Origin of the sequence: Tamlana flava (genome assembly GCF_041287255.1) — a bacterium.
Taxonomy (GTDB): Bacteria; Bacteroidota; Bacteroidia; order Flavobacteriales; family Flavobacteriaceae; genus Tamlana; species Tamlana flava.
In genome coordinates this window covers 273,868-287,802 of sequence record NZ_JBGGTX010000003.1, presented here as the reverse complement: position 1 = coordinate 287,802, position 13,935 = coordinate 273,868, and the positions used below count along the sequence as shown (strand labels likewise).

Here is a 13,935-nt window from a genome sequence, read left to right as displayed (position 1 = left end):
GCTTTTTTTTTGCAACTTCCTAAAGTAAGCCCCTAGCTTTTATTTCCAGATATTTGTTAATCGTGTCTATCGTTAAATTTTCGGGTATGGTAAGGATGGAATGGATGCCGTACTTTTTTAGTTCGTTTACAATCAGGCGTTTTTCAAATTCAAATTTTTCTGCAATTACTTTATCGTAAACCTGTTGGATGGTCTCGGCTTTATTTTTTATCAAATTGTCTAATTCGGTATTTTTAAAGAAAATAACCACCAACAAATGGGCTTTTGATATGGCCTTTAAATAAGGGAGTTGCCTTTCCAAACCGTCCAAAGTCTCAAAATTGGTGTACATTAAAATGAGGCTTCTGTGCGTAATGTGGCGTTTTATATTGGCGTACAAGCGGCTAAAATCACTTTCAAAAAAATCGGTCTTAATATTATAAAGGGCTTCTAAAATAAGATGCATTTGTGAGCTTCGTCTTTCAGCAGCAACCACGTTTTCAATGCGTTTTGAAAATGACATTATCCCGGCTTTATCGTGTTTTTTTAAAACCACATTGCTGATAACCAAAGTCGCATTAATGGCGTAGTCCAAAAGACTCAATTCGTTAAAGGGCATTTTCATAATACGCCCTTTATCGATAATGGAATAAACAGGTTGTGATTTTTCGTCCTGAAATTGGTTAACCATCAATTGGTTTTTTTTGGCCGTTGCTTTCCAGTTTATGGTTCGCAAATCATCACCTAAAACATACTCTTTTATTTGCTCAAATTCCATGGAATGCCCAAGCCTTCGGACTTTCTTCAACCCATATTCCAACGAGTTTTGATTGATGTTTAAAAGCTCAAACTTTTTTAGTTGCTTAAAACTTGGATAAGTTGGCACCATCGCACCATCTTCAAAAGTGAAGCGTTTTGCAACGAGGTTTAAAATCGATGAGGCATAAAGATTCAAACTACCAAAATGATATTCCCCGCGTTCTGTAGGATTTAAATGATATTTGATGGACGTGCTTTTTCTTGGAGAAATGGTTTCTTTTATTTTGAAATCACGCACCTGAAATTGTTCGGGTATTTCGTCAATGATTTCCAACTGAATTAAAATAGGGTAATTGTTGGTGATGCTTAATTTTACTTGGTTTTTATCACCATTAGAAAATTTGTCCGGCAATATCCTAGCCGCTTCAATTTTGTTTTTTCCAATAAAGATGATGAGAAAATCCGATACAAAAAACAGTATTAAAATGAGGATAGAAAGTTGGGCAATATTGAATAAAGGCGGAATGAAATAACTTAAAGCAAACAGCATCACAATACCAATGCCGGCATAGAAGAAACGGGGTTGTATGTAAAAGGGTTTAAGGAATTTCAAACTTCAAAGGTTGTTAGCTATTGCTTATTCCAATTCAAATGGTTTTCCGATTTCGTCAATATCATCATAATTTCCAATGCCTTTTGGGTTGTCGCCATATTCATTTGGGCCATGGTCGCCGTCTGCAAAAATCATCCAAAACACATAAAATGGAATAATTTGATACCAACCACTGTTGCCTCTATCATGACAACGTTTTGCTCCCTGGGCAAGAACAAAGTAAACCGCAGGTAAAAGAATGACCAAATTCAGTACGGGGTCAACTTGAACATCTAAAGTAATGTATATCAAATCCATTAAATTGGCCAGTAACATGTATCCCAAATAGCTTAATCCATACTCTAATCTTCTAATTCTGCCTTCAAATGAAAAAGGTTTTTTGAACATAATTTCTAAATTTAAGTTTAATAGATTTTACTGAAACTATCGCGGTATTTCAACGGTCTCAATAATCTGTTTTATGATTTGCTTACTGGTAACACCTTCCATTTCGCGCTCCGGAGTTACGATAACTCGATGATGCAATACTGGAATGGCTGCACGTTTTATATCCTCAGGAGTGACGAAATCGCGTCCGCCCATCGCCGCAAATGCTTTGCTGGCTTTTAAAATGGCAATCGATGCCCTTGGGGAAGCCCCTAAATACAAAAACGGATTGCTTCTGGTGGTTACAATTAATTGTGCAATATAATTCAGTAAATGTTCCTCCACTAAAACCTGTGTTACCAAATGTTGATATTCCGAAATTTGTTTAGATGTTAAGAACGAAGCTATTTCATCGGTTTTTAACTTGTCTTTTAGTTGATGCTCTCTAGAAAGAATTTCAATTTCATCTTCCAAATTAGGGTAATCCACATCTATTTTAAATAAAAAGCGGTCCAATTGGGCTTCAGGCAATCGGTAAGTTCCTTCCTGCTCAATCGGGTTTTGGGTAGCCAAAACCATAAACGGAGCATCCAATAAATATTTATTTCCGTCAATGGTGATTTGTTGCTCTTCCATAACTTCAAATAACGCCGCCTGTGTTTTGGCGGGCGCACGGTTTATCTCGTCAATTAAAATCATATTTGAGAAAATGGGTCCTTTTTTAAACTCAAATTCAGAGTCCTTTAAATTGAACACTGAAGTTCCTAAAATATCACTGGGCATTAAATCTGGCGTAAATTGAATACGGCTAAAACCAACGCTCAGCGATTTTGCCAATAATTTAGCAGTAATGGTTTTGGCAACGCCAGGAACACCTTCAATTAGTGAATGCCCTTTTGCTAAAAGCGAAGCAATAAGCATGTCTACCATATCTTTTTGCCCAACAATCACTTTGCCAATTTCCTGTTTTATGGTGTTGACGCTTTGTTGCAATTCCGATAAATCCAATCGGTTTTTAAACTCCAAAGTGTTGTTGTCTTGCAAAGCGCTGTCATCAATTGATGATATGATATCTTCCTTTGGGGTTTGGTCTTTTGGGTCTTGAGGCTGTGTGTTCTCTTCCATAATTATTTGGTGTAAAATGCTTCAATATGTCTGTTGAGTTTTATGAGGTTGTCTTCAAAAAACTCATTTTTTGTTTTAAGCCAATTTATAAAATCGATTATTTTTTTTACGTCTTCTTTTTTCTTTCCTGTTTTTGAGGCCAGTTTTTTAATGAAGTCTTCGTTTAAAACTGAAGTATCTATGTTGCAATCGGTTCTGATTTTTTCCAAAAAATAGGTTATTTTTTTGTGGACTAAATTTTTGTGGTCTTGGGTTTCAAAATACAAGTTCGAAACGGTTTTAACAAAACCAACCGTGGTGTTTTGTAATGGGTTAATTATTTTTATAATACGTTGTCTGCGTTTCGCATTAAAAATCATGAATAAAACAGTAAAAATAAGGGCCGTGTACCATGCCCACCGAAACGACATTTGCTCCAAAAACCAGCTGAGGTTAGATTCTTTTTCAACATCACCATCATAACCCGTTTGTATTTTTACATATGAATCAAAGTACACATGGTTTTCTGGCAAATATGATAAAATACCCTCGGCATATTTGTACCTATCTTCTTTTAAAAGGTTGTAGTTGGTAAAGGCTTTTGGCTCGGTGTGAAGAAAAATATTGCCCGCTCCGAAAGGAATTTGAAGGAAATTAACGTGTTTGTAATCTATTTTAGAATGCCCCAAAACGGTGTAGTTTATGGAGTCGAATTTTCCAAAGTAATTATCGCCTTCGTTTCTGTCGATAGCAATTTCTTCAATGTCGATATATGCTAAGGATTCATATGAAATACTATCTTTTTCGTTTAAAACATAATCGACATCAAGATTCAATGTGTCATGTAGCTTTTGTGGATAGTAGTAATCCGAAATGAAAAGCGTATTCCCATTGTTGACAAACTTCAGCAATTCATCAACAGAATCTTCGGTTAAATAATCAGAATTTCCAATAATGATATAACTGCCTTCAGCCACGTGCTCGCCATAGCCATCTTCAGAATTGGCACTTAAATAACTGGAAGGTTGATGGTATACCGTCCTCACTTTATAATCTTCAAACATTTTTGGCAACTCTTTATACAGAATGCTAACGCCGTAAGGCCTGTTGCTTTTTTCATCAAAAGACTCTTCCCAATCCACAGTTTTGGTTCGTTTAATGCCAATAACAATGGCCGCTGTTATTACTAGAGCAATTAAAATTAGGACGACAGGCAATACTTTTTTCATGTATTAACCTGTTTTAAAAGCGTTGCGAAATTGGTTTTTGCAAGCTGGTACTTGTCGGCATTCAGCGGAAATTCACCATACCAAATGTAATTGTAGAGGTAGGAGGTGTATTCAAAATCTTTACTGAATGGCTTATTGTAAATCTCGTTGAGGTACTCGCTATTGGTTTTATCATCCTCAAATTTAATGTGGTTCTTAAGACTCAGTGTTTTTAAAACCAGTAGGTAATAATACCGGATGGCAAGTCGGTAATTGCCTTCCTTTTCGGCATTAAGAATAAAGGAATCAATATCCGTATGCTCAATATTTTCGGCTGTTATGTCTTCATACAAATTTATGGCTTTATTTCTGTTGGCTGAGAACAAACCAGCCCCACCTTCATTAAATAAAATATAGACTAAGTAGATTACAGCCAAAGCAATAGCTAGATAAAATATCCATTCTATCGGGCCAAGGTTTAAGGAAAATGCATCAGAATTATTTCGCTCTTTCCGTCGGTCTTTGGCATTTTTGTAATCTTCGTAATTTCCAGAACCTGTTGCTGTTTGGGTAACAATGTCTTCACCTTCATAATTGAATTTGCTGCCTGAATAATGCTCTTTAAAATCGTCATCAAAATGTCGAATTTGTTCAGGTTCTTGTGTGGCATTAAATCCATAAAATGACTGAATATTAAAAGCCATTAAAAACAAAAAAATACAAATATGTGGATTGAAAAGTTTCAAGAATGGTTTGGGACTGGAAATGGAGTTTTTGTGATTTGCCTTTGCAGGGCATACGGGTAAATCAAGTAATAATAACTGATAATGGACAAAGTGATGAGGATTATGCCCACCGACAACCAATGCGGCATAACATTGGAATAGCGTGTAACAAAACCTTCTAAAAAGCCAGCTGCAAATGTAAATGGGAAGGTGCTGATTAAAATTTTAATGCCCGTTTTGGCACCCATTTTAAGTGAGGTGTATCGTGAGTGTGTTGCTGGAAACAAAATGCTGGCACCCAAAATTAAACCCGCTGCGGCTTCAATCACAATGGCAAAAATTTCCATAGAACCGTGGATCCAAATACCGCGAACGCTTTCCCAAAACACGCCTTTTTCGTAAAAGAAATACTGAAACGAGCCCAGCATAATGCAATTGTTAAACATAATGTAAAGAGTGCCAATACCCAAAAAAACACCAAGTACGAAAGCAATAATGCCCACTTTTAGGTTATTTATTGTTATGGCAATAAAACCACCCCAATTGCTTCCGCTTTTGTAAACGGCAACAGGGTCGCCTTTTTCAATATTTTCCAAAGACATGTTTACGTAATTATCGCCCAAAATGGAACGTACAAATTCACCATCGTTAGCTGCCGAAATCACGCCAATAAAAGTAAACGCGAAAAAAATGATGAAGGCTACATAAATAAATTTTCGGTATTGGTAGCAAATTAAAGGAATTTCGGTTTTCCAAAAGCCAACTATTCTATTTGTGTCTTGTCGTTTGGTTTTATAAATCTTTTGAAACGCCTTGGCGGCCAATTGGTTTAAATAAATAATGACCTTACTCTTTGGGTAGTAGGTTTGGGCATAGGCAAGATCGTTTATCAAATGGATGTATTGTGAGGCCAATTCATCAGTGTCTTCAAAATCATTATTAAAGACTGCCCTTTCAAAACTTAACCATTTTTCCTTATTTTGCTTGATGAATGAAACTTCCCTCATATAGTTGATAAATTAAGATATAAAATGTCAGAGTTACAAATTAACACAACACAAAATGTAAAAATTTCGTTCAACGCTGCTGGGGCGGGTGAGCGCTTGTTGGCTTTCATTATAGATTGGGCCATCAAGATTGGTTATATGATGGTAATGAGCTGGACCTTTGGGGCTTATGACAATATGGACCAATGGTCGCAAATAGCCATAAATACGGTGTTGAGTTTCCCGGTGATGTTTTATACTTTGGCATTGGAATCATTGTTGGAAGGGCAAACCATTGGCAAGCGAATTATGAAGATTAAGGTGGTTAAAATAGATGGCTATCAAGCTTCTTTTTCAGATTATGTGGTGCGCTGGTTTTTTAGGATTGTTGATGTTTATATTTTTGGATTGGGCTTTTTTGTGATGTTGTTCAACAAGAAAACTCAACGTATTGGTGATATGGCCGCAGGAACAGCGGTAATTGGTTTGAAAGAGACTGTAAATATTAGCCACACCATTCTTGAAAATTTGCGAGACGATTACAAACCAACTTATCCTAATGTCATTAAATTGTCCGATAACGATGCCCGAATTATTAAGGATACGTTTAATTCAGCTAGGGCTTCGCGAGATTACAAAACACTAATAAAATTGAGAAACAAAATTATTGAAGTGGTTGGTGTAAAAGACGTGCAACAAAAAACCGATATGGAGTTTATTGATGTGATTTTAAAGGATTATAATTTTTATACCCAAGATATGTGAGTAGTGAGCCACTTTTCTTTTTCGAAAAAGTGTGCGAATCACTCATTCCGAGCTTGTCTCGGAATCTCAAATAAAACAAACAAAACCATGCTCTACACCATCGATATTTTAGGAACCATAGCCTTTGCCATTTCAGGAGTTTTAGTGGCTTTTGATAAAAAGATGGACTTGTTTGGTGTTTTAATCATCGCCTTTGTAACGGCTGTTGGTGGTGGTACATTACGTGATTTACTGATTGGAAATACACCAGTAAGTTGGATGCAAGACATGAACTATACGTATGCAATTCTCGGGTCTGCCATTTTCGCCATTCTTGTGCGGAATAAAATAAATTACTTAAGAACATCGCTATTTTTGTTCGATACCATTGGTATTGGTCTCTATACTTTGGTGGGCATTGAGAAAGGATTGAACACCGATTTACACCCTATAATTTGTATTGCTTTGGGCACGATAACAGCTAGTTTTGGTGGTGTGATACGTGATATTTTATGCAACGAAATACCCGTAATTTTCAGAAAGGAAATTTATGCCACAGCATGTATTTTGGGAGGTATTGTTTATTTTGTACTTCATGAATTTCCCATTAAAGAAGACTTTGTTTTTATCATAGCCGGTCTTGTGGTTATCATCACCCGATTATTGGCAGTAAAATTTAAGATTGCTTTGCCCAATATTTATAGGAAAGTGTATAAAAATTGAAGTTTTTAATTATTTATTGTTCACCCTAATAGTTTCAGGGTCGAAGTCTAGGTTTATCCCCGTAAGTCCTTTTTGACTGTATCCAATTTTATTGAGCACATATCTCATGGATTCTTTGCGTGCAAGGTCTTTATCATTTCCTTTTACAACAATCCAAGGGGAATTTTCAGTACCCGTTTTCTCAAACATAAGTTCCTTATACTTGGTAAAATCATCCCATTTTTGTTGGGCCTGAGCATCAACGGTACTTAATTTCCAACTTATTAGCGGGTTTACTTTTCGTTCTTCAAGTCGCTTTTCTTGTTCTTTTTTATCAATGGAAAACCACAATTTAATGAGGATTAGTCCATCTTCAATAAGCATTTCTTCAAACTTGACCACTTGCTTTATAAACAGGTCGTATTGTTCTTGGGAACAGAAGCCCATTACAGGTTCTACAACCGCACGATTATACCAGCTTCTGTCGAAAAAAACAATCTCGCCCGGGCTTGGAAAATGATTAATATATCTTTGAAAATACCATTGTCCCTTTTCCTCAGCGGTAGGTTTATTTAATGCCACAACTCTGTAGTGCCTTGGGTTAATGAATCGGATAAAGCGCATTATGGCACCGCCTTTGCCAGCACTGTCTCTCCCTTCGCAGATAATGATGAGTCTTTTTCCCGATTCAATCAACCAATTTTGCATACGTACCATTTCGGTTTGCAGCTGTATAAACTCGGGATCGTTTTCTATGGAATGTAGTAACATGTCTTTATAAGTTTTTGAATGGCTTGTTGAGTTGTGGTTTTTATTTTTCTGTTTTCAAAATCAGATTATCTGATTCCAAATATTTTTCTTTCATTAAACTCAAGGCAAATGCTCCAGCAGAAGCAGTAAAAACAGAAAAGTCTAGCGGTCCTTTAATTCCAGTTGAAAAGGTCATGGACAATGCAAATATTAAAAGTAGAAATCCACTTAGTTTTGCAAACAACTCTGTTTTAAATCCGATGATTAGGAAAATGGCTAAACTAATTTCGGCTGCAGTTGCTAAAATTGCAACTGTTGGGATTAATGTTTTTGGAAACCACGGATTGATTAATTCGGTGTAGCTTAAAAAACTATCCCAATTACCCCAAACAGCTACTTCTTTGCTCCAAATCCCAAATCGGTCTGCCACCGCAGATAAAAATCCAATCGATATAGCCAATCGTAAAAAGAGTTTTATTAGTTTTTTATTCATATTAATTAACGATTTGGCCATAACTCGTGTCGGGCAATTTTAATGCTGCATCCGACGGAGATGAAAAGCTTGATTGGGTTCATGAATTTATTGTTTTTTACAAGTACTTCACAAACCATGAGTTATAGCCAGCTTAAGTTTACAATCTCTTAATTTTAGTTTTTCGCTTCAAGTTGATTATTCAAACTTAGTGCATCAGGAAACCCCCATTGCTCTGCTATTCTACCGTTTGCTATTCTGTAAATAGCAGTTTCATAGATGGTAACTTTCTTTCCAGTCGGGTCAAGTCCATTAAACGCTCCCAGTTGAGTTCCTGTAGATTTAAATCTTGTTACAACCTTGTCTCCTTCGCTTATCATATCAACTATTTCTTCATTCCAGTCGGGAAAGGATTTTCTATGACCTGTAATAGAGCTATTTGCTCCTTCAATTCCTTTCCACTCATTTCCGTCTATAAAATGGCACACAAAATCTGGTGCTAATATTTTGTCTAATTCATTCACCTGTCCGTTACTCCACACTTCATGATATTTTTTTACAACATCACGATTTGCGTTCAAGTTGGTTTGTTGTGTATTTGAACTACAACCGTAAAAAAGAATACTTGCTGTAAGAAGCAAAACTGAGAAGAAAGATTTTTTCATTTGAGTTTTTATTTAATTGATCTTTTAGTTGTTATTCCTGTCAATGATATGAGGTCGTTTTAAAATGGCTTGCAATAATTGGCTAAAAGCCATGGTGTTTTTTCCTATTTCGCATACCACTCAAATATATGCAAAACTTACTTACAAAATTTAAGTTGTTTGGCAGGTGATAACTGTTCTATGCCATCATTTCTCAAATCGCACAAAGTATTTATTTATAAACATTGCACTTCGTCCAATTACAAAAAGTGATGTAAATTAAAATACCAATTACGGAAAATACCAGTGCCCATATAATTTCTAACCCTAAAGAAACCATAAAAATAGGGATAGCTGCAACTAAAATACTGGTTAACAGGGCCAACCAATTGTATTTTGAACGGTCTATAAGTAAAATTCTCAAAATACTTGTTGTAATAAGGTAAATGCCAATACTTAAAGAAAGTGCTGTTATGGCAAAAAGAGGTGTTACAGGGTGTTCGGTAACTTCGTTGGGCATAATGTGTTGTTGTGTTGCATCTGCAATCAATTCCAGACTACTGCCAACGGCAGCTAAAGAAGCAAAAACCAAAAAATGGGAATAACCAAAAAGAAAACCTACTTTTCGGCTTCTTTTTTCCTCTAATACTCTTCCCCAAGGCAATTCAAAATAGGTCCACCATAAAGCGAAAATCAGAGAAGCTGCTGCTAGTCCCAAAGGGAAAGCCGCTACCGACCAATGCGTTTCGTCTTTCAACAAGCCAGAAATGGTATTGGCGGTTCCAAGAAGTCCTTCTCCTAAAACAATAATGGTCAATAAACCATAGCGTTCGGCAATGTGATGCGGGTGCCAATTGGTTGCTAATTTTTTGCCCTCAGCATACAGCGGTACCAATAATTCAATGAGCATAAAAACCAAAAATGCCCAAAGTGCCAAATCCTTTGGAATAAACAACCAAGCTACCCAGCATAGCTGGGCGAAAATAATCCCAAAGGCGTAACGAAGGTTTGTTTTTTTGTTTTCGGGGTGTTCTTTAGCTGCCCTTAGCCAATGGATGGACATAGCAATTCGCATGATAACAAATCCGAAAACAGGCACATAAGGACGAGAATTTCCTAAACTAATGTCATTCACGCCCACGGCAAATATGAGTGCGCCGAACATGAGCAAAAAAGTAGTTAACCTAAAAGGGGTGTCGTCAGTATCGTAAGCCGAGGAAAACCACGTAAAATTCATCCATGCCCACCAAATGGAAAAAAAGGACATAAAAAATGCTATAATTCCATTTAATGTATGATGTGCTGCCAATTCATGGTGCAAGTTGCTCGCCGCAGAAGCAATGGCGATAACAAATATTAAATCAAAAAATAGTTCTAATGGAGTAGCAGCGCGATGACCTTCGGTAAAACTGCGTCCAGTCATTTTTATTTTGTTGATTCTCAATAACATGTTTTTATTAATGATTTTTATAGTTTACTAATCTAAAAATCCAGCAACTATTCTAGAATTTCTACATTACGAATATAAATGTTTCTCAAAGGCCAATCGGCTTCGTCGGTTTCCACTTTGGCTATTTTGTCAATTACATCCATACCTCGGGTTACGTGGCCAAAAATGGTATAATCGCCATCTAAATAATGGGCGCCACCGTGCTGTTGCACAATAAAAAACTCAAAAGGCGAGGCCAATTTATGTGGATTTTCAATTTCGCTACTTGGCATGGAAATAACACCACGGTCATGCTTAAAACCGCGTTTGGTGTCGGGCGGCAACAGGTATTGGCCAATACTGTTCCGTTTTTCTATGGTTTTTTTATCGTCGCTGTGGCCCGCCTGAACCATAAAGTTGTCAATAACGCGGTAAAATTGGGTACCGTTAAAATATTTTAGCTTGGTCAAGAAAATAAAATTGGAGCGGTGGAATTTGGTTTCATCATAAAGCAAGATATCAAAAGAACCAAAATCGGTAGTAATGCGCACTTTGTTTTCCTTATGTTTTTTATCGTACTGCAAGAAGAACTCCATGGCATTTTTTGAGTTCAGTAATGGGAACTCGCGCTCTGGTTCTTCGACAAGCACTTCAGGGGTGCTTTCGGCGTCTTTTTGTTCAACTTCGGTTTTGGTTGCACTATTGTTTTTAGTTTTTTTATCTTCACAATTCAGAAAGATGAAAAAAACGCATAACATTAAAAAAAGTCTCATATAAATTAATGCCTTTGGGCTTTTTCAGATGAATTTTGATAAATTTTTACAATCGCTACCAAAAATAAAAAATATACCGCTTCCAGCCGAAACATCTCATTTTAAAATGATGCCTCCATTTCGTCAAGAACTCCTAAAAAAGCAGGAAGAGGCTGTAAAAAGGGCAAAACATGCAGGCGTTTTGGCATTATTTTACCCAGATGAATTTGAAGAGACCAAGCTGGTATTCATTTTAAGAAAAACCTATAAAGGCGTACATTCTGCACAGGTGGGATTTCCTGGAGGCAAGCTTGAAAAGCATGATAAGTCATTAGAAGAAGCAGCCTTAAGGGAAACCAATGAGGAGATTGGTGTGTCCATCAACCACATGGAAATTGTAAAAAAATTGACCAGGGTTTACATTCCGCCCAGCAACTTTTATGTACAGCCATTTGTTGGTATAACCAAAAACACACCACAATTTATCAAACAAGAAGATGAGGTTGAAGACATTATTGAGGTTAATTTAGACCATTTTTTGGATGACCAAGTTTTAATAACAAAAAGTTTGACCACCTCGTATAGCATTGAGGTTGAGGTGCCTGCGTTTAAACTGAACGGGCATGTGGTTTGGGGGGCAACGGCCATGATGCTCAGCGAAATTAAAGATATCCTGAAACAGCTTTGGTAATTTATTTTGTTTGTTACTTTTGTACGCTCAATTTAAATGGGTTTTGCTGGAATTTGTTTAAATTGTAGGACTAACCAAATTTTGAACTTGTGGTTTTATGGGATTGTTTAAAAGAAATCCATTCGGACACATATTAATCATAAAAAAATGGCTCATAAGAATTTTGGGAGCCATGACGCATAGGCGCTTTAGGGGGTTTAACGAGTTGCAAATAGATGGCTCTGAAATTATAAAAGACCTACCGGATACCAACGTGCTGTTTATTTCTAACCATCAAACCTATTTTGCAGATGTTGTGGCCATGTTCCACGTGTTTAATGCAAGTTTGAGTGGTCGTGTAGACTCCATAAAAAATGTGGGTTACCTTTGGAATCCCAAACTCAATATTTATTATGTGGCGGCCAAAGAAACTATGAGGGCAGGTTTGCTACCAAAAGTATTGGCCTATGTGGGTTCCATTAGTATTGAACGTACATGGCGTTCTGAAGGAAAGGATGTTAACAGACAAGTTAGAATGAGCGATATCTCCAATATTGGAAGGGCTTTGGAAGACGGTTGGGTCATCACTTTTCCGCAGGGTACAACTACGCCTTTCAAACCCATCAGGAAAGGGACGGCACACATCATTAAACGTTATAAACCGATTGTAATTCCCATTGTCATTGATGGTTTTAGAAGGTCTTTTGACAAAAAGGGATTGCGTGTTAAGAAGAAGAACATCTTGCAATCTATGGAAATCAAAGCGCCATTGGAGATAGATTACAATAATGAAACCACCGATGAGATCGTAAAAAAGATTGAATATGCCATTGAGCAGCATCATTCATTTTTAAAAGTGATTCCGCAAAAAGAATTGGAAGCTCTCGAGGAACTTAACAAACAAAGGGAATGGTAAAGCCATGAATGGTATGGTTTTAGAAAACAATCTCAAACGTTTAAATTTTTGACATTATATAAATGAATTCAATGAAGTATTTTTTGATTTTTGCTTTAAGTATCGGTTTTTACCAGGTATCACTTTCCCAAGAAATTAAGTTTGATAACCCTTTAGCCGAAGAGCGCGCGGATCCATGGGTGCATAAATCGGATGACGGAACTTATTACTTGATCGCAACCGTTCCAGAATACGATAAAATTGTATTGAGAAAATCAGAAACCATCAACGGTCTAAAAGATGCCGAAGAAAAAGTAATTTGGACCAAGCACGAAAAAGGCGTTATGGGACATCATATTTGGGCACCAGAACTCCATAATATTGATGGCACTTGGTACATTTATTTTGCTGCTGGTGAGGCTGAAAATATTTGGAACATCAGAATGTGGGTGTTGTCCAATACCTCAAAAAACCCAATGAAAGGCAAATGGAAAGAAGAAGGGCAGATTAAAACCAGCATTGAATCTTTTTCCTTAGACGCTACAACTTTTGAGCATCATGACAAAAGATACCTTATTTGGGCACAAAACGTAAGAGGAGGAGCCCATGGCACAGGTTTGGTCTTATCCGAAATGGAATCGCCAACGAAATTAAAAGGTTCCGAGGTTGTTATCACCGAACCTGAATTAAGTTGGGAACGCATGAAATATAATGTTAATGAAGGTCCAGCGGTTATTAAACATGGCGGGAAGATTTTCGTTAGCTATTCGGCCAGTGCCACGAATCACAACTACTGCTTAGGGTTGCTTTGGATTGATGAAAATGCCGATTTGTTGGATATCAATAATTGGCATAAATCGCCTGGACCGGTGTTTTACACCAACGAAGATTTAAAACGTTATGGCCCCGGGCATAATTCCTTTACTACTTCCAAAGATGGAAAAACTGATGTCATGATTTACCATGCCCGCGATTATAAGGAAATTAAGGGTCATGAACTTTCCGACCCCAATCGGGCTACGCGTGCAAGGGTTTTAAAATGGACCGAAAGTGGCTTTCCAGACTTTATGCAAAATGAAGGTGACTAGTTTACACAAGCTGGTTAATAACTCATAAAAACTTCACTTCAAAAAACAC

At 36.9% G+C, this 13,935-nt stretch carries 16 protein-coding genes; 5 read left to right on the top strand and 11 right to left on the bottom strand.

Annotated elements, in window-relative coordinates; all coding sequences use genetic code 11:
* Positions 1–19 precede the first annotated feature (19 nt).
* From ACB104_RS10385 to ACB104_RS10360, 6 genes are read right to left on the bottom strand one after another with little or no spacing between them, the layout of a single operon-like run.
* Complete coding sequence (locus tag ACB104_RS10385; RefSeq protein ID WP_370478495.1) at positions 20–1,351, bottom strand: DUF58 domain-containing protein; 1,332 nt, start codon at positions 1,349–1,351, stop codon at positions 20–22.
* A 24-nt stretch (positions 1,352–1,375) separates the two neighbouring features.
* Entirely contained in the window at positions 1,376–1,738 is a 363-nt protein-coding gene (locus tag ACB104_RS10380) for a DUF805 domain-containing protein (RefSeq protein WP_370478493.1), read from the bottom strand.
* A 36-nt stretch (positions 1,739–1,774) separates the two neighbouring features.
* Positions 1,775–2,842, bottom strand: coding sequence for an AAA family ATPase (locus ACB104_RS10375; protein ID WP_370478492.1), 1,068 nt, complete (start codon positions 2,840–2,842; stop codon positions 1,775–1,777).
* A 2-nt stretch (positions 2,843–2,844) separates the two neighbouring features.
* Positions 2,845–4,050 carry a DUF4350 domain-containing protein gene (locus ACB104_RS10370; RefSeq protein WP_370478490.1) on the bottom strand — a complete coding sequence of 402 codons (1,206 nt, stop codon included), beginning with the start codon at positions 4,048–4,050 and terminating at the stop codon, positions 2,845–2,847.
* The gene (locus tag ACB104_RS10365) at positions 4,047–4,733 is read right to left on the bottom strand and encodes a hypothetical protein (RefSeq protein ID WP_370478488.1); all 687 of its coding nucleotides are present in this window, start codon (positions 4,731–4,733) and stop codon (positions 4,047–4,049) included. The genes ACB104_RS10370 and ACB104_RS10365 overlap by 4 nt, the downstream gene beginning before the upstream one ends.
* 38 nt (positions 4,734–4,771) lie before the next feature.
* On the bottom strand, positions 4,772–5,761 hold the full coding sequence (locus ACB104_RS10360; protein WP_370478487.1) for a stage II sporulation protein M: 990 nt from the start codon (positions 5,759–5,761) through the stop codon (positions 4,772–4,774).
* 24 nt (positions 5,762–5,785) lie between these two features.
* Here ACB104_RS10360 and ACB104_RS10355 point away from each other — a divergent pair, with 24 nt between their 5' ends.
* Complete coding sequence (locus ACB104_RS10355; RefSeq protein ID WP_370478486.1) at positions 5,786–6,505, top strand: RDD family protein; 720 nt, start codon at positions 5,786–5,788, stop codon at positions 6,503–6,505.
* 87 nt (positions 6,506–6,592) lie between these two features.
* A complete protein-coding gene (locus ACB104_RS10350) occupies positions 6,593–7,207 on the top strand; it encodes a trimeric intracellular cation channel family protein (RefSeq protein WP_370478484.1) in 615 nt (204 codons plus the stop codon).
* A gap of 9 nt (positions 7,208–7,216) precedes the next feature.
* Here ACB104_RS10350 and ppk2 read toward each other — a convergent pair whose 3' ends face one another.
* The 5 genes from ppk2 to ACB104_RS10325 all read right to left on the bottom strand — a co-directional run bounded on the left by ppk2 (position 7,217) and on the right by ACB104_RS10325 (position 11,254).
* On the bottom strand, positions 7,217–7,957 hold the full coding sequence (gene ppk2 / locus ACB104_RS10345) for a polyphosphate kinase 2 (RefSeq protein WP_370478482.1): 741 nt from the start codon (positions 7,955–7,957) through the stop codon (positions 7,217–7,219).
* Between the two features lie 40 nt (positions 7,958–7,997).
* Positions 7,998–8,429, bottom strand: a complete 432-nt coding sequence (locus ACB104_RS10340) for a DoxX family protein (RefSeq protein WP_370478480.1) — start codon at positions 8,427–8,429, stop codon at positions 7,998–8,000.
* A 155-nt stretch (positions 8,430–8,584) separates the two neighbouring features.
* Entirely contained in the window at positions 8,585–9,073 is a 489-nt protein-coding gene (locus tag ACB104_RS10335) for an ester cyclase (RefSeq protein ID WP_370478479.1), read from the bottom strand.
* 211 nt (positions 9,074–9,284) lie between these two features.
* Positions 9,285–10,496, bottom strand: coding sequence for a low temperature requirement protein A (locus ACB104_RS10330; protein ID WP_370478477.1), 1,212 nt, complete (start codon positions 10,494–10,496; stop codon positions 9,285–9,287).
* Between the two features lie 53 nt (positions 10,497–10,549).
* Entirely contained in the window at positions 10,550–11,254 is a 705-nt protein-coding gene (locus tag ACB104_RS10325; RefSeq protein ID WP_370478475.1) for a peptidylprolyl isomerase, read from the bottom strand.
* A gap of 28 nt (positions 11,255–11,282) precedes the next feature.
* Between ACB104_RS10325 and ACB104_RS10320 the strand changes: the two genes are divergently transcribed.
* The 3 genes from ACB104_RS10320 to ACB104_RS10310 all read left to right on the top strand — a co-directional run bounded on the left by ACB104_RS10320 (position 11,283) and on the right by ACB104_RS10310 (position 13,886).
* Positions 11,283–11,924: an NUDIX hydrolase gene (locus ACB104_RS10320; protein ID WP_370478474.1), complete on the top strand. Its 642-nt coding sequence runs from the start codon at positions 11,283–11,285 to the stop codon at positions 11,922–11,924.
* A gap of 97 nt (positions 11,925–12,021) precedes the next feature.
* The gene (locus ACB104_RS10315) at positions 12,022–12,819 is read left to right on the top strand and encodes a lysophospholipid acyltransferase family protein (RefSeq protein ID WP_370478472.1); all 798 of its coding nucleotides are present in this window, start codon (positions 12,022–12,024) and stop codon (positions 12,817–12,819) included.
* Between the two features lie 71 nt (positions 12,820–12,890).
* Positions 12,891–13,886, top strand: a complete 996-nt coding sequence (locus tag ACB104_RS10310) for a glycoside hydrolase family 43 protein (RefSeq protein WP_370478470.1) — start codon at positions 12,891–12,893, stop codon at positions 13,884–13,886.
* The last annotated feature ends 49 nt before the right edge of the window (positions 13,887–13,935 follow it).

Excerpts from the sequence above, each read along its gene's own strand:
- ACB104_RS10320 (WP_370478474.1), top strand. The coding sequence starts at position 11,283 with ATGAATTTTGATAAATTTTTACAATCGCTACCAAAAATAAAAAATATA.
- ACB104_RS10370 (WP_370478490.1), bottom strand. The coding sequence starts at position 4,050 with ATGAAAAAAGTATTGCCTGTCGTCCTAATTTTAATTGCTCTAGTAATA.
- ACB104_RS10360 (WP_370478487.1), bottom strand. The coding sequence starts at position 5,761 with ATGAGGGAAGTTTCATTCATCAAGCAAAATAAGGAAAAATGGTTAAGT.
- ACB104_RS10365 (WP_370478488.1), bottom strand. The coding sequence starts at position 4,733 with ATGGCTTTTAATATTCAGTCATTTTATGGATTTAATGCCACACAAGAA.
- ACB104_RS10310 (WP_370478470.1), top strand. The coding sequence starts at position 12,891 with ATGAAGTATTTTTTGATTTTTGCTTTAAGTATCGGTTTTTACCAGGTA.
- ACB104_RS10350 (WP_370478484.1), top strand. The coding sequence starts at position 6,593 with ATGCTCTACACCATCGATATTTTAGGAACCATAGCCTTTGCCATTTCA.
- ACB104_RS10355 (WP_370478486.1), top strand. The coding sequence starts at position 5,786 with ATGTCAGAGTTACAAATTAACACAACACAAAATGTAAAAATTTCGTTC.
- ACB104_RS10375 (WP_370478492.1), bottom strand. The coding sequence starts at position 2,842 with ATGGAAGAGAACACACAGCCTCAAGACCCAAAAGACCAAACCCCAAAG.
- ACB104_RS10325 (WP_370478475.1), bottom strand. The coding sequence starts at position 11,254 with ATGAGACTTTTTTTAATGTTATGCGTTTTTTTCATCTTTCTGAATTGT.
- ACB104_RS10340 (WP_370478480.1), bottom strand. The coding sequence starts at position 8,429 with ATGAATAAAAAACTAATAAAACTCTTTTTACGATTGGCTATATCGATT.
- ppk2 (WP_370478482.1), bottom strand. The coding sequence starts at position 7,957 with ATGTTACTACATTCCATAGAAAACGATCCCGAGTTTATACAGCTGCAA.
- ACB104_RS10335 (WP_370478479.1), bottom strand. The coding sequence starts at position 9,073 with ATGAAAAAATCTTTCTTCTCAGTTTTGCTTCTTACAGCAAGTATTCTT.
- ACB104_RS10380 (WP_370478493.1), bottom strand. The coding sequence starts at position 1,738 with ATGTTCAAAAAACCTTTTTCATTTGAAGGCAGAATTAGAAGATTAGAG.
- ACB104_RS10315 (WP_370478472.1), top strand. The coding sequence starts at position 12,022 with ATGGGATTGTTTAAAAGAAATCCATTCGGACACATATTAATCATAAAA.